The sequence below is a fragment of the Kitasatospora sp. NBC_01250 genome (assembly GCF_036226465.1).
Lineage (GTDB): Bacteria > Actinomycetota > Actinomycetes > Streptomycetales > Streptomycetaceae > Kitasatospora.
Genome location: NZ_CP108476.1, coordinates 8,306,436 through 8,329,615 on the forward strand (window position 1 = coordinate 8,306,436; position 23,180 = coordinate 8,329,615).

A 23,180-nucleotide genomic window follows, 5' to 3' on the forward strand; every position below is an offset into this window, starting at 1 on the left:
GGGCGGCTGGGCCCAAGGGTGACGCGCGGCACTCGGCGCGGCGTCCGACCGAGCGCTCCGCCGTCCCGTCGGCCATCGGCGCCGTCCCATCCGGAAGCGCGCCATCCGGAAATCCCGCGCCGGAAACTCTGCGGCCGGAAGCCCGCGGCCGGAAACCGCACGGCCGGAAACCGCACGGCCGGAAGCCGCGCGGGCGGAAATCGGTGGCGGTCGCGGCTGCGGACGGGCACCGTGGCCGCATGGACATCGAACTCGTTCCGGTCACCGCCGAGGGCAGGCAGGTATTGGCGAACCTGATGCAGCTCTATCTGCACGACTTCTCGGAGCTGGACAACCGGGAGCTCTCCGCGGACGGGACCTTCGGCTACCCGTGGTTCGACGCCTACTTCACCAGCCCGGCCCGCGAACCGTACCTGATCCGGGTGGCCGGTCGGCCGGCGGGCTTCGCGCTGGTCCGTTGCGACGTGGCGGGGGACGAGGGGGCGTGGAACGTCAGCGAGTTCTTCGTGGTGCGCCGGTACCGCCGCCAGGGCGTGGCCGCCACCGCCGCGCGCCTGCTGTTCCAGCGGCACCCGGGACCCTGGACCCTCGCCTACCTCCACCACAACACGGCAGCCGCCCGCCTGTGGCCGGCGCTGGCCGCGGCGGTCGCCGACGGCGCCGTGCGCCACGAGGAGCAGCATCCGCCGGCCGTGCCGCTCGCGAAGTCCCGCCTGCGCTTCGAGGTGCCCGTCGCCACGGTCTGAGCCCGCTGCCCGGGTCCGCGACCCGAGCCCCGAGCACGGGGCACGGGGCGGCGGCAGCCGGCTCCGGAGACCCTACTTTCGCCGAGACCCGCTCCTGGGTGAACACTCCTCCATAGACTGGCGGTTGAGGTCACCGAGCAGACTGCGATCCAAGGGATCTGGGGGCAGGGCGGATGCCACAGGACGAACCACGCGAGGACATGGACCCGGCCACCGAACGCGGCAGCCGGGAGGCGCCGCGCCCCGCGACCGTGCACGCCGCCTTCGAGGCGCAGGCGCGCCGGGACCCGCACGCCGTGGCGGTGCGGTGCGGCACCGAGCAGCTCAGCTACGGCGAACTCGACCGCAGGGCCGACCGGTTGGCCGCCGAGCTGCGGCACCTCGGACTGCCGCGCGGTGGCTTGGTGGTGGTGTCGCTGGGGCGCTCGCCGTTGGTCCTGGTCGCGATGCTCGGGGTGCTGAAGGCCGGCGGCGCCTACGTCCCGGTGGAGCCGACCGCGCCCGACCGGCTGCTGCGCCACGTGCTGGCCAGGGCCGAGCCGTTCGTCGTGCTGACCGAGGAGGCGCACCGGGTCCGGCTGGCCGACGCCACTGACCGCCCGCTGCGCCTCCTGGACCGCGAGGCCCAGGCGCAAGCGCTGCCCGGCCCGCGCGCCGCCACGCCCGCGAGCGCCGCAGCAGCCGCCGCCGTGATCGACGCCGCAGTCGACGCCGCCGACCTGGCCTGTGTCTTCTTCACCTCGGGCTCCACCGGCCTGCCAAAGGGTGCGCTGCTGGAGCACCGCAACCTGCTGAGCGCCTTCCACGGCTGGCAGCGGGAGCTCGGGCTGACCCCGGCCGACCGCCATCTGCAGAGCACCACCTTCGAGTTCGACGTGTTCACCGCCGACTGGCTGCGCGCCCTCTGCTCCGGCGGCTCGCTGATCATGTTCGAGCCCAACGTCACCCTGGACCGCACGCCCGACCTGGGCGCGCTCCACCAGCTCCTGACGACCCAGCAGGTCACCGTCGTCGGCATCAGCGCCCGGACGTTCCAGCGGCTCTACGCCCACGTCGGCCGGTTCGGGCTGTGGCTGGGGTCGGTGCGGCTGCTTCTGGTGGGAGCCGAGAAGTGGTACCTGGACCGGCAGTTGGAGGTGCAGCAGTACCTGGGTGAGCAGGTCAGAGTGGTCAACAGCTACGGGACGGCCGAGGCCGGGATCGACAACCTGCACTTCGAACCGGCCGATCTGCCGGGCCCGGTGACCCACCCCGAGCGGGTGTCGCTGATCGGCCGGCCTTATCCGGGGACGGAGGTCATGGTGGTCGACGCGGCCGGCCGGCCCGTCGGCCCCGGGGTGGTGGGGGAGATCCAGCTCGCCGGCGCGGTGGTCGGCCGCGGCTACCTCGGCGAGCCGGCGCTGACCGCGGCGCGGTTCCACCCCGTCGACCTCCGCCCCGGCAGCCCGCTCTGCTACCGGACGGGGGACGCCGGGCGGCTGCGCGAGGACGGCCTGGTGGAGTACCTCGGCCGGCTCGACACCAACGGCGGGGTCGAGGCGGTGGCCGAACTGGCCGAACTCGACGGCGTGTTGCGCTCCCATCCGCTGGTGGCCGAGAGCTGGGCGGCCGACATCGAGCTGATCCCGGTCGAGTCGGCCGAGGCCGGTGCGGCGCAGCGCCCGCTGGTGCGCGTGGGGTACGTGGTGCCGGTCGACCCCGAGGCGCCGTTCGACGCCGAGCAGGTGCGGGCCCACGCGGTCGAGCGGCTGCCCGGCGGCCGGGGACCGGAGGTGGTGGTGCCGCTGCCGGTGCTGCCCCGCACCCGGGCCGGCAAGGTGGATCGCGCTGGCCTGCCGCTGCCGGCCGCCCAGCAGCTCGAAGCCGCGGGCGCCGTGGCTGCCGGGAGTGCCAAGGGGGCCGGGGCGGTTCCGGTGGGTGCGGGACGCAAGGCGGCTGCTGGGGGCAAGGCGGGGGTGCCGCTCGGCAAGACCCGGGCGTCCGCGCTCAAGGGCCGGGCCGTGGGAGCCGGGCCGGCCGGAGCACTGGCGCGCCCGGCTCCGCAAAGGCGGGCGCGGTGGTGGCCGCTGCGCTGGTGGCCGGCCCGGCGACGACCCGGCCCGCCGCCTGCGGACCGCCCGCCCCGCACCCCGTAGCCCCGCACCCGATAGCGCCGCACCCTGTAGCCCTGCTCACCGGCGTGGCGCTCAGCAGCAGGCGAGTCCGCTGGCGGTGCTCAGCGGACCAGGCCGGCGAAGAGCAGGCCGAGGTCCGCGTTGGCGGCGCGGACCAGAGCCTCGGCGGTGTCCAGTGCGGAGCGCGACCGCGCCGCGATGGCCACCCCGACCGAGGGGATCGGGTCGAAGGCGGTGTCGGGCAGCGTCGGCAGCAGCAGGGCGCCGTGGCGCTCGCAGCGGCGGGCGAGCCGCTGCAGGTGGTCGAAGAGGTGCTCCTGGGCCAGCCGCGCGCCCAGCGGGAGCTCGTCCAGGACCCGGACGAGGTGACCGGGGCCGCGGACCCGGTCGAGCCGGGCCTTGATCATGAAGGCGATGGCGGGGCCGGTCAGCCGCAGATTGGTCTCCATCGGGGCGAGCGTGCGGTCCGGGCCGGCGACGAAGTCGATGTCGTACCAGCCCCGGTAGCCCAGCCCGGCCAGCCTGCGCCCGACGTCCAGGCCGAACCGGGTGGCCCGCTCGGCGAGTTCGGGCGGCACCACATCCGGCCCCACGGTCGCACCCTGGTAGCCGGTGCCGGCCACGTGCATCACCGCCACGCCGACCGGATGGACGCCTCCGTCCCGGGCCACCACCGCGTCGAAGGTCAGGTCCCGCAGCTCGGTGGCGCCCGCGACGTAGGGCTCCAGGAGCATGCCGCCGCGGTCGCGGATCAGCGGGTCCAGGGCCGTCAGCGCGTCCAGCAGCGCCCGTGCGCCGCCGGCCGCCGCCACCTGCCCGGGGGTCACCACGGCGGTGCCGAGACCGGCGACGCCGTACTCCGCCTTGAGGACCACGCTCCGGCCGCGGGCCGTCGCCCGGCCGATGGCCCGGGTGAGTGCGCGGGGAGTGTCCAGCCACTGGGCCTGACGCACCGGCACCTGGGGGTGGCCGTCGGCGGCGGTCGCCCGGAAGAGTTCGAGGGCGGCCCGCTTCGACTCGAAGCGCCGGACCAGTGCCCTGACTTCGCTGCCCCCCGGGCCCTCCGGCAGGGCCTCGCCGGGCGACCTGCCCCACGGGACGAACGGCAGCCCGCGCTCGCGCAGCCGCCCGAGCAGCACCGGACGGGCCGTCAGCGCGGGCCAGAACCAGTCCTGCTCGGCGATGCCGCTGTGCACCTCGACCGGGTCCCACTCCAACTGTCGGGTCAGGACGTCGAGCCAGGCCGGTTCGAGGTGCCGGGGGAGGACGACGGCGGCGGGGTGCGGGCTGTAGAACGGCGTGAGCGCGGCGTACCGGTGGCCCTGGCTCGGCCAGTCGAGCAGCACCTGGTGCCCGCCGCGTGCGGTGGTGGTCGGCGCGCTGCCGGGCAGTGGGTCGGCGAAGAAGCCGGGGTCGAGGAACTGGGCGTTGAAGTCGGCCACGTTGCCGAGGTGGACGCACCGTCGGCCGCCGGTCCAGGCCTGCTCCCACCCCGCCGGGTCCACCGCTGGTGTTGCCCCCGGGTCCGCCGGCTCCACCCGATCCGCTCGCTCCGCTCGTGCCACGGGCCGAGCCTAGAGGCCGACCCGATCGCTGGTCCGAGGATCGGAAAATATGAGGGGAATTCATGAACATGTCGTTCGAAGGATGGGGAACGGGCACACCGCTGTGACCATCCCGGACCGGCGATGACCGAGGTTCACCGATTTCAGCAGGGAGCCGGGCTGACGCGCCCTCACCTGCTGTGGTTCAGTTGCCCTCGACATCGAACGTGGAGGGATGACGGGTGGCGAGTTTCGAGGGTGTCTCCTGGATGACGCAGGATCAGGACGACTGGATACCGGAGGTCGACCTGCAGACCGAGCGGGCGCACCCCGCCCGGGTCTACGACTACCTCCTCGGCGGCAAGACCAACTTCGCCGCCGATCGCGCCGCCGGTGACACGATCCTCACCGAGTGGCCCGGCGCCCGCGTCTCCACCCGCGCGGCCCGTGCCGTGATGCACCGGATGACCCGCCGACTGGCCACGGTGCACGGCGTCCGGCAGTTCCTGGACATCGGCACCGGCATCCCCACCGCGCCCAATCTGCACGAGGTCGCCCAGTCCATCGACCCGGCCACCCGGGTCGTCTACGTGGACAACGACCCGATCGTGCTCGCCCACGCGCGCGCCCTGCTCAGCAGCACCCGTGAGGGCCGCACCGCCTACGTCGACTGCGACCTGCGCGACCCCGAGAAGCTGCTCGCCGACCCGGCGCTGCTCGGCGCGACCCTGGACCTGACCCAGCCGGTGGCGCTGACCCTGATCAACATCGTGCACTTCCTCTCCGACGAGGTCGCCCTGCCGCTGGTCGCGCAGCTGCTGGAGGCGCTGCCCGCCGGAAGCTTCCTCGCCCTGACCGCCGGCACCGCGGACTCCATCCCGGAGCGCGCCGAGGTGGCCTCCCGGCGCTACCGGGAGGCGGGCATCGAGAACCACCTGCGCAGCCAGGCGGGCGTGGCGCGCTTCTTCGACGGGCTGGAGCTGGACGATCCCGGCGTGGTGCTGATCAACCGCTGGTACCCGGAGCTGGACGACGGCCCGGCCCTGGCGGACAACCAGGTGATGGCCTACGCGGGGCTCGGCCGCAAGCCGTAGCGCGGGCGGCCGACGGCCCGACCGCCGGCACGTGGCGGCCGGTACCCCGCCGCGCCGCCGGTACCCCGCCGCGCCGCCGGCGCCAGGTCCGCCGCACTGCGCCGATCGACGCGTTCCTCGCCCACCCGGCTCGTGGCGGCGCCCCGCCGCGGGCCCGGGCCGGTACGGTTCGGCGCGGGGCGCGCGCGGTGGCACCGCCGCCCCGGGCGACCGGGCGCCGAGCGCGAGGGGCCGGCGCCCCCGCCCACCGGCACCGCAGCGGAGGCCAGCACCATGTCCGCCGACCAGGACCAGGCAGTCGCCGCAGCCCTGCTTCCGCTGCTCGGCGGAGCCGGCAACATCACCGGCGTCGCCCACTGCATGACCCGGCTGCGCCTGGGCCTGCGGGACGGGGCGCTGGTGGATGAGGCCGCGCTCACCGCGCTGCCGGCCGTGCTGGGGGTGGTCGACGGCGCGACGTACCAGATCGTGCTGGGCCCCGGCGTGGCGCGGGTCGCCCGGGCGTTCGAGGAGCTGCTCGCACGGCAGCGCGCACAGTCACAGGCACCGGCGCAGGCACAGACACCGGCGCCGGCGCAGGGGCTGGTGGGCTCCGAGCCTGCGGCGACCGTGGAGGCGACCGCCGTTCACCCCGCGACCGCCGAGCAGCTGGCCGAGCGCGGGGCGGCCCTGCGCGGCGCCGCGCGGCAGCGCAACGCGACACCCGCCAAGGAGGTGCTGCGGCGGATCGCCGACATCTTCGTCCCGCTGATCCCGGCCCTGATCGGGTCGGGCGTCATCGCGGGCGTGGCCGGCCTGTTCACCACCCTGCACTGGCTGCCCGCGCTGGTCCCGGCGCTGAACGCGATCAGCGGCGGCTTCCTGGCCCTCATCGCGGTGTTCGTCGGCTACCACACGGCCAGGGTGTGCGGCGGCACACCGATGCTGGGCGGCGCCGCCGCGGCGGTGATCGTCTTCCCGGGGGTCTCCCACGTCTCGGCGTTCGGCCAGCAGCTGACCGCCGGTCAGGGCGGTGTGCTGGGCGCGCTGGGCGCGGCGGCGCTGGCGAGCCGGGTGGAGCGCGGCTGCCGGCGCCGGGTGCCCGCGGCGCTCGACGTCCTCGTCACACCCACGCTGACCCTGCTGGTCACCGGCCTGGTCACGCTGTTCGGGCTGATGTTCGTGGCCGGGCACGTCGCCGCCGCGGTCGGTACGGCGGCCGGCTGGCTGATGGCCCGCGGCGGCGCGTTCGCCGGGCTGCTGCTCGGCGGACTCTTCCTGCCGCTGGTGATGCTGGGCCTGCACCAGGCGCTGATCCCGATCCACACCACGCTCATCGAGCAGCACGGTTACACCGTCCTGCTGCCGATCCTCGCGATGGCGGGCGCCGGGCAGGTCGGCTGCGCCCTCGCCGTCTACCTGCGGCTGCGCCACAATCCGTCGATCCGGGCCACCATCAGGTCCGCGCTGCCCACCGGGCTGCTGGGCGTCGGCGAGCCGCTGATCTACGGGGTCTCGCTGCCGCTCGGCCGGCCCTTCGTCACCGCCTGTCTCGGCGGGGCGGCCGGCGGTGCCTTCATCGGCCTGTGCAGCATGCTGGGCACCGAGGTCGGTTCGACGGCGATCGGCCCCTCGGGGTGGGCCCTGTTCCCCCTGCTGAAGGGCAACCACGGCCTGGGGAGCACGCTGCTGGTCTACGCCGGCGGGCTGTTCGTCGGCTATCTGGCCGGGTTCCTGGCCACCTACTGCTTCGGCTTCACCAAGGCGATGCTGGCCGAGCTCAACGCCGAAGAGCCGGGCGAGGCCGGCCCGGACGGCGATCCCGTGGCCACCGCGCTGACCGGGAGAACGGGGTGAGGGCGGCCTGCCCGGCAGGCCGCCCTCGGTACCCGGGTCGCTACTGCGGTACGACGTTCTCGGCCTGGGGCCCCTTGGGCCCCTGCACCACGTCGTAGTCGACCTCCATGTTCTCCTCCAGGGAGCGGAATCCCTGGCTCTGGATGGCGGAGAAGTGGACGAACACGTCCGGGCCGCCGTCATCCTGCTCGATGAAGCCGAAGCCCTTCTCGGCGTTGAACCACTTCACCTTGCCAGTTGCCATCTGTTCCGTCCTTCGGCCCACGTCACGGCGCCAGTTCACCGGCACCGACCGGGGTCCGTCGCGGGCCCCGGCCCCTGCACCCTGTCACCCCGGCCGGTGTCCGGTCGGCTGATTCGCCGGTGTCGTCGGGGGATCATCCGGATGGGGTGGCGGGTGCGGTCACAGCTCCGCGAGCTGGGTGAGCCGGATGTTGTTGCCGGAGGGGTCACGGAACCCGCAGTCGCGGCCGTAGGGTCGGTCGGTCGGCTCCTCGTTGAACTCCACGCCCCGGGCGGAGAGTTCCTGGTAGGTGGCGTCGCAGTCGTCCGTGGTGAGGAAGACGGTGCCGGCCGCGCCCTTGGCGGTCAGCTCGCGCACCTGGGACTGGGTCTCGGCATCGAGGACCGGCGGGCCGGGGATGGCCATCAGCACGATGGACACGTCCTCCTGCCCGGCCGGACCGACGGCGAGCCAGCGGAAGTCCCCCATCTCGGGGAGGGTGACATCGGACCGGACCTCCAGGCCCACCTTCTTGGTGTAGAAGGCGAGGGCCTCCTCCTGGTCGTGCACCCAGAGCTGCGCGGTGGCGATCTTGATCATGGTGAGCCTCCTGATATCGGCTGGTTGTCAGTGTGTTGCGCGCACGTGTGGACAGGTCGGCCGCGGTGCGCGGGCCATACCGTCACGCTAGGGCGGGACCCTGCGGGCCGTCTTCTCGAAACGTGCGGTGTTGCGGCCGGCCGTAGGCGCGCTGCACGCAGCCGGGCACGATCGCGTGCGCGGCGGCCGGCGGGAACGCGGCCCGGTAGGCCGCCGGGGTGCGGCCGAACATCCGGGTGAAGCTGGTGGTGAACGACCCCAGGCTGTTGAGCCCGACGTCCAGGCAGACGGTGGCGATCGGCCGGTCGGTGGTGCGCAGCAGCGCGGCCGCGCGCTCCAGCCGCCGGGTCAGCAGGTACACGTGCGGTGACTCCCCGAAGGCACGTCGGAACGCGCGGCTGAAGTGCGCGGGGGACAGCCCGGCGGCCGCCGCGAGCTCGGCGACCGTGAGCGGATCGGCGTACCGCGCGTCGGCGAGGTCCTTGGCGCGCATCAGATGTCGGGCGGGGGGATGTGCGGTCACGGAACCCAGCGTAGGCAGCAGGTGTGACATCGGGCCGCCGCTGGAGGGCTCGGCCGACCTCGCAGGAACTCTTTCGCAAGAACTCTTTCGAAAGGGTTCTTGCGAGCCTATGCTCCTCGGTGTGAGCACTCCAGAGCGCGACAGCACCCCGCCGGCCGGTGACGACCCGTACGCCGCGATGCGCAACGAGACGGATCCACGAGCGCTGCGCGCGCTCGCGCACCCGACACGCATCGCGCTGCTGGAGGCACTCGCGGTGGGCGGCCCGCTCACCGCGACCGAGGCGGCGGGGATCGTGGGCGGCACCGTCCCCAACGTCTCGTACCACCTGCGCACGCTGGCGAAGTACGAGTACGTCGTCGAGGCGGGCGGCGGCACCGGGCGGGAACGGCCGTGGAAGCTCGGCGCGGTCAGCCTGCGCATCGACTCCGAGAACCCCGATCTGACCGTCGGTCACGCGGCCCGGGCGCTGGGTGATGTCGTGCTGGACCGCTGGTGGGCCCGGGTGCGCCACTACGACAGCCACCGCGAGCAGTACCCGCAGGCGGTGCGGTCGGTCAGCGGACGGAGCCAGTTCGTGCTCTTCGCCACCACGGCGGAGGTCGAGCAGGCGCAGCGCGAGATCGCGAGCGTCCTGATGCGGTTCACGGACCGCATCGACGATCCGGCCGCCCGCCCGGAGGGCTCCGTGCCCTTCGAGGTGCTGACGGCCACCCACCCCTTCGAGGTCCTCCTCCCCACCGAACCGGAAAGGTGACCCCGTGTCATGGGCAAGCTCCTCGCGTTACCCCGGATACGCCTGTACTTCCTCGGCAACAGCCTCAGCGAGATGGGTGACTACGCGCTCTGGCTGGCCGCCGGCATCTGGGTCAGGGAGCTGACCGGCTCGACCGCGAAGGCGGGCCTGTGCTTCCTCTGCCTCACCCTGGGCACCCTGCTCTCACCGCTGACCGGCCTGCTCGTCGACCGGGTCCGCCGCAAGCCGCTGATCATGGTCACCAACACGGCCACCGGCCTGCTGGTGCTGGTGCTCACGCAGGTGCACGGCGCGGACCAGGTCTGGCTGGTCTACGGCGTCATGGTCCTCTACGGACTGGCCGGTTCGATCAGCAGCACGGCGACCTCCGCGCTGCTGCCCGGGCTGGTCCCCGAGGAACTGGTGGGCTCCGCGAACGGGTTCGCCCAGGCCCTGACGCAGGGCCAGCGCCTGATCACCCCGGCGCTCGGCGTGGGCCTGCTCGAACTGCACGGCGGCGGCGCGGTGGCCGTGCTGGACGCGGCCAGCTTCGCGGCCGGCGTGCTCTGCTGGGCGTTCGTCCGGGTCGAGGAGGAGAAACCGCAGCCGTCCGGCGCGCGGTGGCGCCACGAGGCCGCCGCGGGCTTCGCGTTCCTGGTCCGCCGGCCCGCGCTGCGTCAGCTGACGGTCGCGATGACCGCGGGGGTCTTCGTCATGGGCTTCTTCGAGACGCTCGACATCGCGATCGTCACCACGGGCCTGCACCACTCCCCGGCCTGGACCGGCGTCCTGGCCACGGCGGTCGGCGTCACCGGGATCCTCGGCGGGCTCTGGGCCGGAGCCCTCGCCCGCCGGCTCGGCCCCGGTCGGCTGGCGGCGCTGGGACTCGCGGTCACCGGCGCGTCCGCCCTGGTGCTGGCCGTGCCCGAGGACGCGGTCGTGGTCGGCGGCGCGCTGCTGCTCGGGCTGGGGCTGCCGTTCGCCATCGTCGGCGCCATGACCGCGATCCAGCTGAACACCCCGGGCGAGTTGCTGGGCCGGGTGGTCGGCGCCGACAACTTCCTCGTGGTCGGCGGGCAGTCGCTGGGCATCGCCACCGGCGCCGCGCTCGTCTCCGCGCTGTACTACCGGGACCTGTGCTACGTCGCCGCGGGCGTGCTCGCCCTCGCCACCCTCTACCTCGCCACCCGGCCCGAACAGCGGCAGGGATCGGGGGCGACCGAATGCTCGCCCCAACCCGTCCCTTCCGGCTGAGCGGTCGTGACGCGCCGGGCGTCCCCCGGTGGTCCGGTCCGCCGAGCCAACGCCCACGACCTGGCGGTCACCGCGACCGTGGACCAGGCGCGGACGGCGTTCGCCACCTCGGTGCACGGCTACGCCTGGGGAGCGGGGCAGGATCCCGTGTTCCTGCGCCCGGTGACCGGTGTCTCGATGCCGACCGCGCTCGGCCACGACATCAGCACGGTGCTCGGCCTCGACTCCGACAACCCCTACGTACCGGACGCCGCCGGCACGGTGGCGCCGCGGACCACGGTGCCGCAGGCGGCAGCACCCCGTCCCGCAGCGCCCCGTCCCGCAGCGCCCCGTCCCGCGGCGTCCCGGACGGCAATGCCCCAGGCCGCTGTGCCGCAGAGTGCCGCCACCGCTCCGGCCACGACGACGTCATCGGCGTCGGCGCGGTGACCGCGGACTTCGCGCGCTTCTTCGCCCGTCACTGACGGTGGCCGCGCGGTGGATCCATCCCGGACTCAGCGCGGCTGCACCACCGCTCCGGCACGGCTCGGCCGGCCGGCCCGGGCCCGGGATCCGACACCTCGGGCACGGGCGCCGGCCACCCCGACCCGCACTCCTGCACCCGTCGACAAGCCCCCGGCGGCCTCCGGAAGGAGCGCCTGACGAGGGGCGATGAAAAAAATCTGAAAGTCAGCTGCGACCTGAACCGCCCCTTGGGCCGTTTGAAGGAGGGAGCGAGGAACACCGGAGCAAGGGATGTGGCATGAAGGCGATACGCATGGGACTGGCCGTGGGCAGCGTGCTGCTCCTGGTGACGGCCTGTGATGGCGGCGGTCATGCGGGCGGTGGCGGCGGCAGTCACGCGGCCGGCGCGGGCAGCTCGGACCGGGCGGCGGCCCCGGGCAGCCCGCCCGCCTCGCCGTCCGCACCGGCCGCCCCGCCGTCGCCGAAGACCTCGGCGGCCGTGCTGGACGTCGAGCCGAAGGACGGCGCGCAGGGGGTGGCGCCGGACGCGCTGAAGATAGCCGTGGCGAACGGCAAGCTGACCCAGGTCGCGGTGACCGACAAGGACGGCAAGGCGGTGGCCGGGACGATGGCCGCCGACGGGACCAACTGGGTCCCGGCGGCCGGTCTTTCGGTCTCCTCGCAGTACCGGGTCAGCGCTCGGGCCGTGGACGCCCAGGGCGTGGTGGCCGGCGCCGACAGCACGTTCACCACGCTGACCCCGGCCAGGACCAGCCGGTCCGGCGACAACATCGACACCGGTCGGACCTACGGCGTCGGCATGATCATCAAGGTCGACTTCCAGCGCGCCGTGACGAACAAGGCGGCGGTGGCGAACGGCATCACCGTCGAGGCGTCCGACGGCACCCAGGTCAAGGGCCACTGGTTCGACGACGACAACTGGCTGGAGCTGCGCCCGGAGAACTTCTGGAAGCCGGGCACCACGGTGAAGGTGCACGTCCGGCTCTCCAACGTGGAGGTGGCGCCCGGCGTGTACGGCGGTCGCGACCGTGACGAGCAGTTCACCATCGGGCGCTCACAGATCAGCACCGTCGACGCTGCGGCGCACACCATGGACGTCCAGCGCGACGGCCAGGAGCTGCGCCGGATCCCGATCACCGCCGGCTCGGACGACCACGCCTCCTGGAACGGCACCATGGTGATCAGTGCCAAGGAAGGCACGGTGGAGATGAACTCCGCCACCGTGCCGGGCCTCAAGGCGGGGGACTACGACCTGGTGGTCCCGCACTCGATGCGGTTGACCGACTCGGGCACCTACGTGCACGGCAACTACTGGTCCGCGGGCGCCTACGGGCACTCCAACAACAGCCACGGCTGCGTCGGCCTCGAGGACGTCAAGGGCGGCAGCGACACCTCGGTGGCAGGCACGTTCTACGCGGACTCGCTGGTCGGCGACGTGGTCAAGGTCGTCAACTCCAAGGGCGGCCAGGTGGCGCCGGACAACGGCCTGAGCGGCTGGAACATGCCGTGGAGCACCTGGTGACGGTCGCCGGGCTGCTTGCGGGCAGCCCGACACCTCCCTCGTATCCCTCGCACCAGGAGCGGAACCCGGCCACCGGACCGACCGTGCGGACGATCAGCCGTGCCGAACACCTGGCCTTCGTGGCCGGCCGCCGCTCCGCCAGCCCCATGCAACTGCCCTCCTGGGGCGAGCTGAAGTCGCAGTGGCGCAGTGAGTCGATCGGCTGGATCGACGAGAGCGGTGCGGTGGTGGGCGCCGGGCTGGTGCTCTACCGCCAACTGCCTCTGCTGAAGCGGTACCTGGCCTACCTGCCGGAGGGTCCGGTGATCGACTGGTTCGATCCGGAGCTGGACCGGCGCTGGCTGCGCCCGATGCTGGCGCACCTGAAGGCGCAGGGTGCCTTCTCGGTGAAGATGGGCCCGCAGGTGGTGCTGCGGCGCTGGGAGGCGGCGACCGTCAAGGACGCGATCGCGGGCGGAACGGCCCGACGCCTGCGGGACGTCGAGGCCGACTGGCACGAGCCGCAGCGCTTCGAGCTGGTGGACGGGCTGCGCCGGGCCGGCTGGCTGCGGAGCGAGGAGGGGGAGACCGGCTTCGGCGACGTGCAGCCCCGCTACACCTTCCAAGTGCCGCTGGCGGGAAGGTCGTTGGACGACATCCAGCGCGGCTTCAACCAGCTGTGGCGGCGCAACATCAAGAAGGCCGAGAGGAGCGGCGTCGAGGTGGTCCAGGGCGGCTACGAGGACCTCGCGGTCTTCCACCGGCTCTACGAGGTCACCGCCGAACGCGACCGCTTCACCCCGCGCCCGCTGGCCTACTTCCAGCGGATGTGGACGGCGCTGACCGCCGAGGACCCCAACCGGATGCGGCTGTACATCGCCTACCTGGACGGCGAACCGCTGGCCGCCACCACGATGCTCGCCGTCGGCGAGCACGTCTGGTACTCCTACGGCGCCTCGGCCGACCACAAGCGCGAGGTCAAGCCCTCCAACGCGATCCAGTGGCGGATGATGCGCGACGCGTACGCGCTCGGCGCGAGCGTGTACGACCTGCGCGGCATCAGCGACACTCTGGTGCCCGGTGACCACCTCGCCGGCCTGCTCCGGTTCAAGGTCGGCACCGGCGGCCAGGCCGTCGAACACCTCGGCGAGTGGGACTTCCCGCTCAACAGGCTGCTGCACGAGGCGCTCGGCCGCTACCTGAAGCGCCGCCGATGAGCCGCTGAGCCCGGCGGACCCGCTGAGCCTGCCGTACCCCCTGAACCCCTGAATCCCGCGGACTGGCGCTCGCCGTGGCGTCGGCCCGGCGATCCGTCGTGCCCGCGCGCAGGCCGGTCGCCCGGACAGTCCGTACCTACGAATCACCCTGGGAGAGCCCGATGCCCCTTTCGCTCTACCTGGACACCGACCGCTGGCGGGCCCATCAGCGCGCGGTGCTCGCCGAGTTCCCCACCCTGGTCCCGGTCGCCAAGGGCAACGGCTACGGCCTGGGCAACCGCCTGCTCGCCGAGGAGGCCGCCAGGCTGGGGGTGCCGCTGCTGGCGGTGGGCACGCCGGCCGAGGCGGCCGAGGCGGTCTGCTGGTACGACGGCGAGGTGCTGGTGCTCACCCCGTACCGGCCGGGGGAGGAGCCGGTACCGCTGCTGCGGCAGGTGATCCGCACGGTCGCCGGTCTGGAGGCGGTGCGGGCGCTGGCCGGCGGCAAGGTGGTGGTGGAGTGCATGACCAGCATGAGCCGCCACGGCATCGCCGGCACCGACCTCGCCCAACTCGCCGGCCTCGCCGCGAGCGTCTGCCTGGAAGGCTTCGCGCTGCACCTGCCGTTGGACCGGCCCGACCGCTCCGACCCGGTCGAGGAGGTGAGTGGCTGGGTCCGGGCGGTGGCCGCCGCCGGGCTGCCCACCCACACCTTCCACCTCAGCCACGTGAGCGCCGCCGAGCTCGCCAGGCTGGCCGAACGCCACCCGGACACGCGCTTCCACTGCCGGATCGGCACCCGGCTGTGGCTGGGCGACGAGGGCGGCATGGCGGCCCGCGCCACCGTGCTGGACACCGTTCCCGTCGCCAAGGGCGCCCGGTACGGCTACCGCCAGCACAAGGCACCCGCCGACGGCCACCTGCTGGTGGTCTCCGGCGGCACCGCGCACGGCATCGGGCTGGAGGCGCCCAGGTACGTGCGCGGGCTGATGCCCCGGATCAAGGGCCTCGTCCGCGCGGGCCTGGCCACCGTGAACCGCACCCTGTCGCCCTATCACTGGCAGGGCCGTCAACTCTGGTTCGCCGAACCGCCGCACATGCAGGTCAGCATCGTCTTCCTGCCCGCCGCCCGGGTGACCGGCACCGCCAGGCCCCCGGCGATCGGCGACGAACTGCCGCTGCGGATCCGCTCCACCACCACGCATTTCGACCGGGTGGCCCGAATCGGCGCGGGTGGTCCGGTGCGCGGGCGCGTGCCATATTCCGCTCCGGAGCGGATCGAAATTCATTCCACTCCACAGTGGAGCGAAATTCGGAATTTCCCTGTCGGGCAGCCGGGGAAAAATTAGCCGCGATTCTGTGGACGACCACGAAACCTGACGGTAACTTACCTGCCAGTAGTAGCTGCGTCAGGCAGCCCCCCCACGCACGCCCCCGCACCTCCCACGCGCCCCCCACCCGTTGTTCTTCCGCGCCCCCAGGAGAAACCGTGCCGAGCCCTGCCCGAAAGCTTGCCGCCACCCTCTGCGGCGGCCTCGCCCTGGCCACTTCGCTGGTCGCGGCCACCGCGCCCTCGGCCAGTGCCACCACCGCGCCGCGCACCGGAGCGAGCTACAACTCCTATGTCGCACTCGGCGACTCCTATGCGGCCGGAGCCGGAGTCCTCGACCAGTCGGCCGGGCTCTGCCTTCGTTCGGACCACAACTACGGTCATCTGGTGGCCGCCGCGCTGAATGTCGGCTCGTACACGGATGTCACCTGTGCCGCCGCCAAGGTGAAGGACATCACCGGCGCCCAGACGGACCTGGGCATCAAGGTCAACGACCCGCAGATCAACGCCATCTCCGCCAAGACCCAACTGGTCACCCTCGGCATCGGCGGCAACGAGCTCGGCACCTCCGACCTCGGGATCGGGGACGTGATCGCCACCTGCATCGCGGGCGCCGTGGTCAACCCGCTCGGCACGCCCTGCCACGACGTCTACGCCCACGGCCACTGGGCGTTCAACTGGGGCACGTTCAGCTGGAGCTGGCAGTACGGTGACGACACGCTGGTGGACCGGATCAACAGTGCCGCGCCCGCGCTCGCCACGGCCCTCCAGCAGATCCACGCCAAGGCCCCCGGCGCCAAGGTGATGCTGGTCGGCTACCCGTCCGTCCTGCCCGCGGACGCCGCGAGCTGCGCGGGCCGCCAGCCCGTCACCGTCGGCGACGTCGCCTACCTGCGCGGGATCCTCGACCAGCTGAACGGCATGCTGGCGAGCACGGCGGCGGCCAACGGCGCCACCTTCGTGGACACCGCCACGCCCACCGCGGGCCACGACGTCTGCTCCGACGACCGCTGGATCGAGGGCGCGCTGCCCGGCTCGCCGGCCGTCCCGTTCCACCCCAACGCCACCGGCGAGCAGGTGATGGCCGGCGCGGTCCTCGCGGCGCTGAAGTAGCTGGAGCAACGGCGCACACGACGCGACGCCGTCCGCTCCGGCCGTGACTGCGGTCGTCACGGCGCCCCGTCGCTCCGGCCGTCACGAGAATTCTCGTGGCGGCCGGAGCTGTTTCCCGGTGGCACCGGCCTTGTTCCGATAGCCTCGCGTTCACGAGGGAGGGACACCCATGGCCGACAACGACACCACCGTCCTGCTCAAGGCTGCCGATGCCGAGCTGACCGTCGATCCGCACAACGGCTGCCGGATCACCGGGCTGCGCGTCGGTGGCGTCGAACTGCTGCGGCAGGGCGCCAGGTTCGGCTGCTTCCCGATGGTGCCGTGGTGCGGGCGCACCGAACTCGGCCGGTTCCGCAACGGCGGTGAGCTCGTGCAGCTGCCCGTCAACGCGGCACCGCACGCCATCCACGGCACCGGCCGCGACACCGCCTGGCGCACCGCCCGCGCCGACGAGAACTCCGCCGCCTTCTTCTACGACCTCGCCGAGCCCTGGCCCTACCCCGGCCGCGTCACCCAGGTCGTCGAACTCGCCGAGGACCGGCTCACCTTGACGATGGGCGTCGAGACCTACCAGGACAGCTTCCCCGCGCAGGCGGGCTGGCACCCCTGGTTCCTGCGCGACCTCGGCACCGGCGGCCCGCTCCAGCTGGCCTTCGACCCCGCCTGGCAGGAGGAGCGCGGCGAGGACCACCTGCCGACCGGCCGGCGGATCGAGCCGCTGCCCAGCCCCTGGGACGACTGCTTCGGCATGCCCGACGGCGTGGACGTCACCCTCACCTGGCCCGGCGCCCTGGAGCTGAAGGTCACCAGCCACGCGGAGTGGGTGGTCGTCTACGACGAACAGGCCGAGGCCATCGCCGTCGAGCCGCAGAGCGGCCCGCCGAACGGCCTCAACACCCTCCCGCGCCTGGTCACCCCCATCGACCCGCTGGAGATCTCCACCACCTGGACGTGGCGGACCCTCGGCTAGGCCGTGTCTCACCATTCGCGTCGGATCAGCGCGCGGCTCCCCCAGCCTTCGGCCGGGAGGTACCCCCACCACCCAGCCTGGCGGCTGGGTGGCGCCCGGCTGGGCGTGCCGGCGAAGCGTCCTCGTACTGGGTCGTACGTGGATGATTCGCCGGTGCGTCCAGGCGGGCAGCGACATCAGCAGCTGACGCTGCGGGCCGGCGTCGCGCGCCTGGCGGGAATGGTGAGACACGGCCTACGGCCTGTCCGGCCGTCGGACCCACGGTAGTCTCGGGGCTCGGATCCCGGGGGGTTGCATGAGTGTCAAGGACGGCTACCTGGCCGCCGCGAGTCTGGCAGTGGAACTGCTGGCGAGCACCGAAGTTGACGCAGCGTGGGAGCAACCCAGCGCGCTCGCCAGGATGACGGTCGGCAGCCTGGCCGGCCATCTCGCGTACCAGATCTTCAGCGTCGACACCTCGTTGGCGGAGCCCGAGCCGCAGCAGGAGCCCATCCCGCTGCTGGAGCACTACGCGCGCGCCGCCTGGATCGACGCGCCGCTCGACGGCGAGGCCAACACCGGAATCCGGGCGAAGGGCGCGGACATCGCGGCCGAGGGCGCCCGCGCGCTGGCCGAGCGGGCCCGCGGCTCCCTCACCGGGCAGCGGGCGCTGCTCGCCGGGCGTTCCGGCGAGCAGGCCGTCTTCCTGTCGCCGACCGGGTGGTCGCTGCGGCTGGACGACTTCCTCACCACACGGCTGCTGGAGCTGGCCGTCCACCTCGACGACCTCGCCGTCAGCGTGGGAACCGCCGCACCTCAACTCCCCGACGCCGCCTTCGACCCCGTCCTGACCCTGCTGGCCCGCCTCGCCGCCCGCCGCCACGGCCAGCCCGCCCTGCTCCGAGCCCTGGCCCGCGCCGAACGCGCACCCGCGGCGGTCAACGCCCTGTGAGCGGCCGCGAGCAGATCCGCGGTGTGCCGACGCCGGAGCAGCTCGCGGGCGTCGCCCGCGCGGCCCTGGGTGCCCGCCGCCGCCTCGTCGGCGTGGCACGGCTGCGCGGCGGCACCAAGAAGGGCGTGTACCGGCTGACCTTTGATGACGACTCGACCGCGATCCTCTACAGCTGGCACGAGGCCGAGAACTACTGGCCCACCGCGCCCGCCGACGCCGCCCAGGACCACGCCGACCCTTTCTCGGCCGCCTCGGGGCTCGACCTCTTCCAGGCAGCACACCGGCGCCTGGCGGCCCTGGGGATCCGCACGCCCCGCCTCCACTGGGCCGACCGCAGCGGAGCCCACTACCCGGCGGACCTCGCGGTGGTCGAGGACGTGCCCGGCGAGAACCTGGAGACGCTGCTGGACCGCGATCCTCGCCGGGCAGCCGCCACGCTGGAGCAACTAGCCGCGCTGCTCAACGTGTTGAGGAGTTCGACCGCGCCGCACTTCGGCAAGGTCGCGCTGATCGACGGCGGCGGTCACTCCCGCGGGGAGTCGTGCGAGGGGATCGTCCTCGATCGGGCGCTCGACGACCTCGCCGAAGCCGCCTCGCGCGATCCACGCCTCGCGGATGCCCGCGCCCGGCTGGAGGAGAGGCTTCGCATCCTGGCCGCCCGGGTGCGCCCGCGCGCGGAGTACGCCCTCGTCCACGGTGAACTCGGCCCGGACCACGTGCTGGTGGACCGATTCGGGCAGCCGGTCCTGATCGACATCGAGGGCCTGATGTTCTTCGACGCCGAATGGGAGCACGCCTTCCTGCGGATCCGCTTCGGCTCCCACCACCAGCGGCTCGACCCCGGCGGCCTGGACGAACAGCGCCTGGAGTGCTACCTGTTGGCGATGCGCCTGTCCCTGGTCGCCGGTCCGCTGCGGCTGCTGGACGGCGACTTCCCCGACCGCGACTTCATGCGGGGGATCGCGGAGCACAACCTGCAGCAGGCGCTGGCGTTCCTGCGGGACGGGTGAGGGCCGGTCACCGCGCCGGTGGCTCGGGGAGCCAGTCGTTCCTCGGGTCGTACTCCAGCCAACGGTGCTGCGCCGCCTGCGCGGTGCAGGCCGCGACGAGGCCGGCCAGGCCGGGGTGCCCGCCGCCGGCGGGCCAGAGCAGCGACCAGGCGTACAGCGGGGTGGGGTCGACCAGCGGGACGGTGCGAAGGCCCGGGACCTGCGGCAGGGACAGGTCGGCGGGCAGCAGCGAGAAGCGGTGCGGCTCTTCGGCGACCTCGGCGAGGAAGTGGGGGAGGCCCAGGTTGACGCTCGCGCTCCGGTGCCGGATGCCGAAGCGCTCGGCGAACTGGTGCAGGAAGTCGAGCCGCTCCAGCGGGCCGGGTGCCCACAGCAGACTGTCGCGCAACTGCTCGGGCCGCAGGGCCGGTTCGGTCGCGAGCCGATGGTCCGCGCTCAGCACGGCGTCCACCGGTTCGAGGCGGACCAGCCGGTGCGTGAGCGCGGCGGGCAGCGGCGGGTGGACCCGGCCGAAGGCCGCGTCGATGTCGCCGTGCAGCAGCGCGGTCGTCACCGACGGCAGATCGCGCCCGTGTCCCAGCACCAGCTCACCGGCCCGGCCGGCGACCTGGGCCAGCGTCCGCATCGGCGCGTAGAGGTGCCCCCAGACGTCCACGTGCAGCGGGCGGTCCGGCCCCACCACCGCCGCGACCGCGGCATCGGCGGCGGCCAGGGTCTGCCGGGCCGGCGGCAGGAACCGCGCCCCGGCCTCGGTGAGGCGCACCCCGGTGGCGCCGCGTTCGAGCAGCCTGGTGCCGAGCAGGGACTCCAGCCGCGCGACCCGCTTGGACAGCGCCTGCTGGCTGATGCCGAGGGCCGCGGCGGCCCGGCCGAAGTGCAGCTCCTCGGCGGTGCGCACGAAGGCACGTACCTGCGCCACGTCGAGATCCATGGCGCCCACCTTAGGTGACAACCAGGGGTTGTCGGATTCCCCCGGTTGTTGTTGGACCCCGGGTCGGCCCGAGCGGTTGCATCATCGGCATGCAGAGACTGATTCCCACGGGCCAGCAGGCGCGTCCGGTCGCCTTCGCCGAGGCCCCCCAACCCGTCCCGGGGCCCGGTGAGGCCCTGGTCAAGGTCGAGGCGTTCGCGCCGAACCGCGGCGAGACCTTCCTCCTCGAACGCCCCTGGCCGGGGGTGCTTCCCGGCAAGGACATCGCGGGGCTCGTCGTGCAGGCCGCAGCGGACGGCACGGGCCCCGGCATCGGCACCCGCGTGGTCGGGCATCCGGCCCAGGGTGGCTGGGCCGAGTACGCCGCGGTGCCCACGCACTCGCTCGCGGCGCTCCCGGACGGCATCGACAGCGTACGGGCGGCGGCCCTGCCGCTGGCCGGAATCACCGCCCTGCGGCTGCTGCGCACGGCCGGCTCACCGGCCGGTCGGAGGGTGCTGCTGACCGGAGCTTCGGGAGGCGTCGGGCACTACGTCACCGAACTGGCCGTCGGGGCCGGCGCCGAACTGACTGCGGTGACGGCCACACCGGAGCGTGGCGAGCGGCTCGCGGAGCTGGGCGCCACGGTCGTGCACGACGTCGCGGCGGCGCAGGGACCGTTCGACATCGTGCTGGAGTCCACGGGCGGGCCGGATCTGCCGGTCGCCCTCTCCAAGGTCCGCCCGGGCGGCCTGCTCGTCTGGTTCGGCCAGGCGAGCCGCACCCCGGTGACCCTCGACTTCTTCCAACTCCTGGGCGGGCCCGAGCGCGTGAGGATCCAGCACTTCCACTATGCCGGTGCGCCGTACGACGCCGACCTCAAGTCCCTGGTGAGCCTGGTGGACCAGGGCCGGCTGCACCCGGAGATCGGCCGGACCGCCGACTGGGCGCAGACCGCCGACACGCTGGTCGACCTGCGCGAGCGCCGCATCCGCGGCAAGGCCGTGCTGCTGACGGGAGGAGCACGATGAGCGCCCGGGATCTCGCCGCCGAGTTCGCCGCCGCGCTGTGGACGCGCGCCACCGGTGTGGGCGTCGACCCGCACGAGTACCGGCGCGTCACCGACGGCCTCGGCTCCGTCGCCGACTGCGGACCGGCCTTCGCGCGCACGGGACACGCCTACCTCCAGCGCGCACAGGAGGCGGGATCGTCCCGCTCGGCGGGGGAGTACCGGCTGACGGCGGCCCGCTGGTTCCATCTCGCCACCCTGGCACCGTCCTGGGCGGCGAGCGAGGCCGCCGCCCAGGCGGACCGCGCCCTGGGGGAGGCGCTCGCCCTGCTGGAGCCCGGTGCGCGGCGGGTGAGCGGGGAGGGGTTCACCGGCTGGCTGCGCGGCCCGGCCGATGCGCCCGGGACGGTGGTCGTCGTCCCCGGGCTGGACTCGGCCAAGGAGGAGTTCCTCGATCTGGCGTCCGCGCTGCTGGACCGGGGGCTGGCCGTGTTCGCGATGGACGGCCCCGGGCAGGGCGTGCTCGCGGCCACCACGACCCTGCAGCCGGCGTACGAGCAGGTGGTCGGCCGGGTCGTCGATGCCCTGGGGGTCGCGCGCATCGGGCTCGTCGGCCTCAGCCTGGGCGGCTACTTCGCCGCCCGGACCGCGGCGTTGGAGCCGCGGGTGGCGACGGTCGCGACCGTCAGCGGGCCCTTCCGGCTCGACTGGGACGAACTGCCCGTTCCGGTAAGGGAGATCATGGCCACGCGGGCCGGCGGGGCGGCTGCGGCCCGGGAGTTCGCCCGCCAGGTCGACCTGGCCGCGCTGGCACCGCGCATCGCGGCTCCGCTGCTGGTCGTCGACGGGGCGCAGGACGTCATTCCCGGCGTGACGAACGGCGAGCCGCTGGCCCGTCTGGCGCCGCACGGCAGCTACCTGTCCGTCCCGCACGGCGATCACCTGCTCGGCAACGCGCGGCCCGACTGGCTGCCCCGGGTGGCGGACCGGATGGCGCAGGCGCTGACGGGGGCCGGCGGCTGAACCGCCGCACCGTCACGGCCGGTTCCGCGCGGCGGGCATCGAGCGCGCGCGGAAGGTGCGGCGGTAGGTGTCCGGCGGCACGCCGACCGTGCGGTTGAAGTGCCGGCGCAGCGTGGTGGCGGTGCCCATGCCGGTGGCCGTCGCGACGGCCTCGATGCTGTCGTCGGTGGTCTCCAGCAACTCCTGAGCGTGGCGGATCCGTTGGACCAGCAGCCACTGCAGCGGGGTGGTGCCGGTCACCGTCCTGAAGTGCCGGCCCAGGTTGCGCGAGCTCATGTTGGCGCGGCGGGCCAGGTCCTGGACGGTGAGCGGCTGGTCCAGTCGTTCGACGGCCCAGGGCAGCAGGTCGGCCAGGGGGTGGTTGTCGGGGGCGGGCACGGGGGTGGTCACGAACTGGGCCTGGCCGCCGTCACGGTGCGGGGGCACGACCAGGCGGCGGGCGAGGGTGTTGGCGACCGAGGAGCCGTGGTCCAGGCGCACCAGGTGCAGGCACAGGTCCATCGCGGCGGCCTTGCCGGCGGAGGTGAGCACGCTGCCGTTGTCCACGTAGAGCACGTCCGGGTCCACCGTCACCCGGGGATGGCGGGCGGCCAGGGCCCGGGTGTGCGCCCAGTGGGTGGTGGCGCTCCGCCCGTCCAGCAGCCCGGCGGCGGCCAGCACGAACGCGCCCGTGCAGAGCGAGGCCACCCGGGCGCCCGCGCGATGGGCCGTGCGCACCGCGTCGACCAGGTCGGCAGGTGGATCCTGGTCGACGTCGGCCCAGCCCGGGACGATCACGGTGTCCGCGTCCGCGAGCCCGTCGAGCCCGCGGTCGGGCTCCAGCCGGAACCGGCCGGCCCGCACGGCGCCCGGCCCGCAGAGGGAGAGGCGGTACCAGGGGTCCGCCAGGCCGATCGGGTTGGCGCCGAAGACCTCGCAGGCCAGGGCCAGCTCGAAGTGCAGCATTCCGTCGGTGACGGCCAGTGCGACAGTTCCCACGTCCGGAATTGTACGGGTGATGGCGTTCCGGACACTCGTCCTGGGGTGCGCACAACCGCCAGGATGTCCGTGAC

21 protein-coding genes and 1 pseudogene are annotated in these 23,180 nt (G+C 73.6%); 16 read left to right on the forward strand and 6 right to left on the reverse strand.

What is annotated here, in order from left to right:
* Positions 1 to 239 precede the first annotated feature (239 nt).
* Positions 240 to 746 carry a GNAT family N-acetyltransferase gene (locus OG500_RS34955; protein WP_329586237.1) on the forward strand — a complete coding sequence of 169 codons (507 nt, stop codon included), beginning with the start codon at positions 240 to 242 and terminating at the stop codon, positions 744 to 746.
* Positions 747 to 919: 173 nt separating this feature from the next.
* On the forward strand, positions 920 to 2,881 hold the full coding sequence (locus OG500_RS34960) for an AMP-binding protein (protein WP_329586239.1): 1,962 nt from the start codon (positions 920 to 922) through the stop codon (positions 2,879 to 2,881).
* 80 nt (positions 2,882 to 2,961) lie between these two features.
* On the opposite strand, the gene OG500_RS34965 is transcribed toward OG500_RS34960, so the two are convergent.
* On the reverse strand, positions 2,962 to 4,425 hold the full coding sequence (locus OG500_RS34965) for a hypothetical protein (RefSeq protein WP_327070860.1): 1,464 nt from the start codon (positions 4,423 to 4,425) through the stop codon (positions 2,962 to 2,964).
* Positions 4,426 to 4,673: 248 nt separating this feature from the next.
* Between OG500_RS34965 and OG500_RS34970 the strand changes: the two genes are divergently transcribed.
* Positions 4,674 to 5,498, forward strand: a complete 825-nt coding sequence (locus tag OG500_RS34970; RefSeq protein ID WP_327070861.1) for an SAM-dependent methyltransferase — start codon at positions 4,674 to 4,676, stop codon at positions 5,496 to 5,498.
* A 273-nt stretch (positions 5,499 to 5,771) separates the two neighbouring features.
* On the forward strand, positions 5,772 to 7,334 hold the full coding sequence (locus OG500_RS34975; RefSeq protein ID WP_329586243.1) for a PTS transporter subunit EIIC: 1,563 nt from the start codon (positions 5,772 to 5,774) through the stop codon (positions 7,332 to 7,334).
* Between the two features lie 40 nt (positions 7,335 to 7,374).
* Here the strand turns inward: OG500_RS34975 and OG500_RS34980 are convergent, their stop codons facing one another.
* From OG500_RS34980 to OG500_RS34990, 3 genes are all read right to left on the reverse strand, one after another.
* Entirely contained in the window at positions 7,375 to 7,578 is a 204-nt protein-coding gene (locus OG500_RS34980) for a cold-shock protein (RefSeq protein WP_327070863.1), read from the reverse strand.
* 159 nt (positions 7,579 to 7,737) lie between these two features.
* On the reverse strand, positions 7,738 to 8,157 hold the full coding sequence (locus tag OG500_RS34985; protein ID WP_327070864.1) for a VOC family protein: 420 nt from the start codon (positions 8,155 to 8,157) through the stop codon (positions 7,738 to 7,740).
* 82 nt (positions 8,158 to 8,239) lie between these two features.
* Entirely contained in the window at positions 8,240 to 8,680 is a 441-nt protein-coding gene (locus tag OG500_RS34990) for a helix-turn-helix transcriptional regulator (RefSeq protein WP_327070865.1), read from the reverse strand.
* Between the two features lie 121 nt (positions 8,681 to 8,801).
* Here OG500_RS34990 and OG500_RS34995 point away from each other — a divergent pair, with 121 nt between their 5' ends.
* The 10 genes and pseudogenes from OG500_RS34995 to OG500_RS35040 all read left to right on the forward strand — a co-directional run bounded on the left by OG500_RS34995 (position 8,802) and on the right by OG500_RS35040 (position 19,186).
* Complete coding sequence (locus OG500_RS34995) at positions 8,802 to 9,437, forward strand: helix-turn-helix domain-containing protein (RefSeq protein WP_329586250.1); 636 nt, start codon at positions 8,802 to 8,804, stop codon at positions 9,435 to 9,437.
* Between the two features lie 9 nt (positions 9,438 to 9,446).
* Complete coding sequence (locus OG500_RS35000) at positions 9,447 to 10,670, forward strand: MFS transporter (protein WP_329586253.1); 1,224 nt, start codon at positions 9,447 to 9,449, stop codon at positions 10,668 to 10,670.
* 6 nt (positions 10,671 to 10,676) lie between these two features.
* A complete protein-coding gene (locus OG500_RS35005; RefSeq protein ID WP_329586255.1) occupies positions 10,677 to 11,099 on the forward strand; it encodes a protease pro-enzyme activation domain-containing protein in 423 nt (140 codons plus the stop codon).
* A gap of 313 nt (positions 11,100 to 11,412) precedes the next feature.
* The gene (locus tag OG500_RS35010) at positions 11,413 to 12,657 is read left to right on the forward strand and encodes a L,D-transpeptidase (protein WP_329586258.1); all 1,245 of its coding nucleotides are present in this window, start codon (positions 11,413 to 11,415) and stop codon (positions 12,655 to 12,657) included.
* Between the two features lie 83 nt (positions 12,658 to 12,740).
* Positions 12,741 to 13,853 (forward strand): lipid II:glycine glycyltransferase FemX, encoded by a 1,113-nt coding sequence (locus tag OG500_RS35015; RefSeq protein ID WP_329587908.1) that lies wholly within the window; start codon positions 12,741 to 12,743, stop codon positions 13,851 to 13,853.
* Between the two features lie 161 nt (positions 13,854 to 14,014).
* A pseudogene (locus OG500_RS35020) lies at positions 14,015 to 15,049 on the forward strand (alanine racemase); the annotation flags it as partial.
* 272 nt (positions 15,050 to 15,321) lie between these two features.
* The gene (locus OG500_RS35025; RefSeq protein WP_327070871.1) at positions 15,322 to 16,275 is read left to right on the forward strand and encodes an SGNH/GDSL hydrolase family protein; all 954 of its coding nucleotides are present in this window, start codon (positions 15,322 to 15,324) and stop codon (positions 16,273 to 16,275) included.
* A gap of 169 nt (positions 16,276 to 16,444) precedes the next feature.
* Entirely contained in the window at positions 16,445 to 17,245 is an 801-nt protein-coding gene (locus tag OG500_RS35030; protein ID WP_327070872.1) for an aldose epimerase family protein, read from the forward strand.
* Between the two features lie 295 nt (positions 17,246 to 17,540).
* The gene (locus OG500_RS35035) at positions 17,541 to 18,176 is read left to right on the forward strand and encodes a maleylpyruvate isomerase N-terminal domain-containing protein (RefSeq protein WP_327070873.1); all 636 of its coding nucleotides are present in this window, start codon (positions 17,541 to 17,543) and stop codon (positions 18,174 to 18,176) included.
* Complete coding sequence (locus OG500_RS35040; RefSeq protein WP_329586263.1) at positions 18,173 to 19,186, forward strand: phosphotransferase family protein; 1,014 nt, start codon at positions 18,173 to 18,175, stop codon at positions 19,184 to 19,186. The genes OG500_RS35035 and OG500_RS35040 overlap by 4 nt, the downstream gene beginning before the upstream one ends.
* 7 nt (positions 19,187 to 19,193) lie before the next feature.
* Here the strand turns inward: OG500_RS35040 and OG500_RS35045 are convergent, their stop codons facing one another.
* Positions 19,194 to 20,117, reverse strand: coding sequence for a LysR family transcriptional regulator (locus tag OG500_RS35045; protein ID WP_327070875.1), 924 nt, complete (start codon positions 20,115 to 20,117; stop codon positions 19,194 to 19,196).
* Positions 20,118 to 20,206: 89 nt separating this feature from the next.
* Here OG500_RS35045 and OG500_RS35050 point away from each other — a divergent pair, with 89 nt between their 5' ends.
* Together OG500_RS35050 and OG500_RS35055 are read left to right on the forward strand one after the other, a co-directional pair.
* Positions 20,207 to 21,127, forward strand: a complete 921-nt coding sequence (locus OG500_RS35050; RefSeq protein ID WP_329586266.1) for a zinc-binding dehydrogenase — start codon at positions 20,207 to 20,209, stop codon at positions 21,125 to 21,127.
* Complete coding sequence (locus tag OG500_RS35055) at positions 21,124 to 22,128, forward strand: alpha/beta hydrolase family protein (protein ID WP_327070877.1); 1,005 nt, start codon at positions 21,124 to 21,126, stop codon at positions 22,126 to 22,128. Before OG500_RS35050 ends, OG500_RS35055 begins: the two co-directional genes overlap by 4 nt.
* Positions 22,129 to 22,140: 12 nt before the next feature.
* On the opposite strand, the gene OG500_RS35060 is transcribed toward OG500_RS35055, so the two are convergent.
* The gene (locus OG500_RS35060) at positions 22,141 to 23,106 is read right to left on the reverse strand and encodes a helix-turn-helix domain-containing protein (protein ID WP_327070878.1); all 966 of its coding nucleotides are present in this window, start codon (positions 23,104 to 23,106) and stop codon (positions 22,141 to 22,143) included.
* Positions 23,107 to 23,180: the final 74 nt, after the last annotated feature.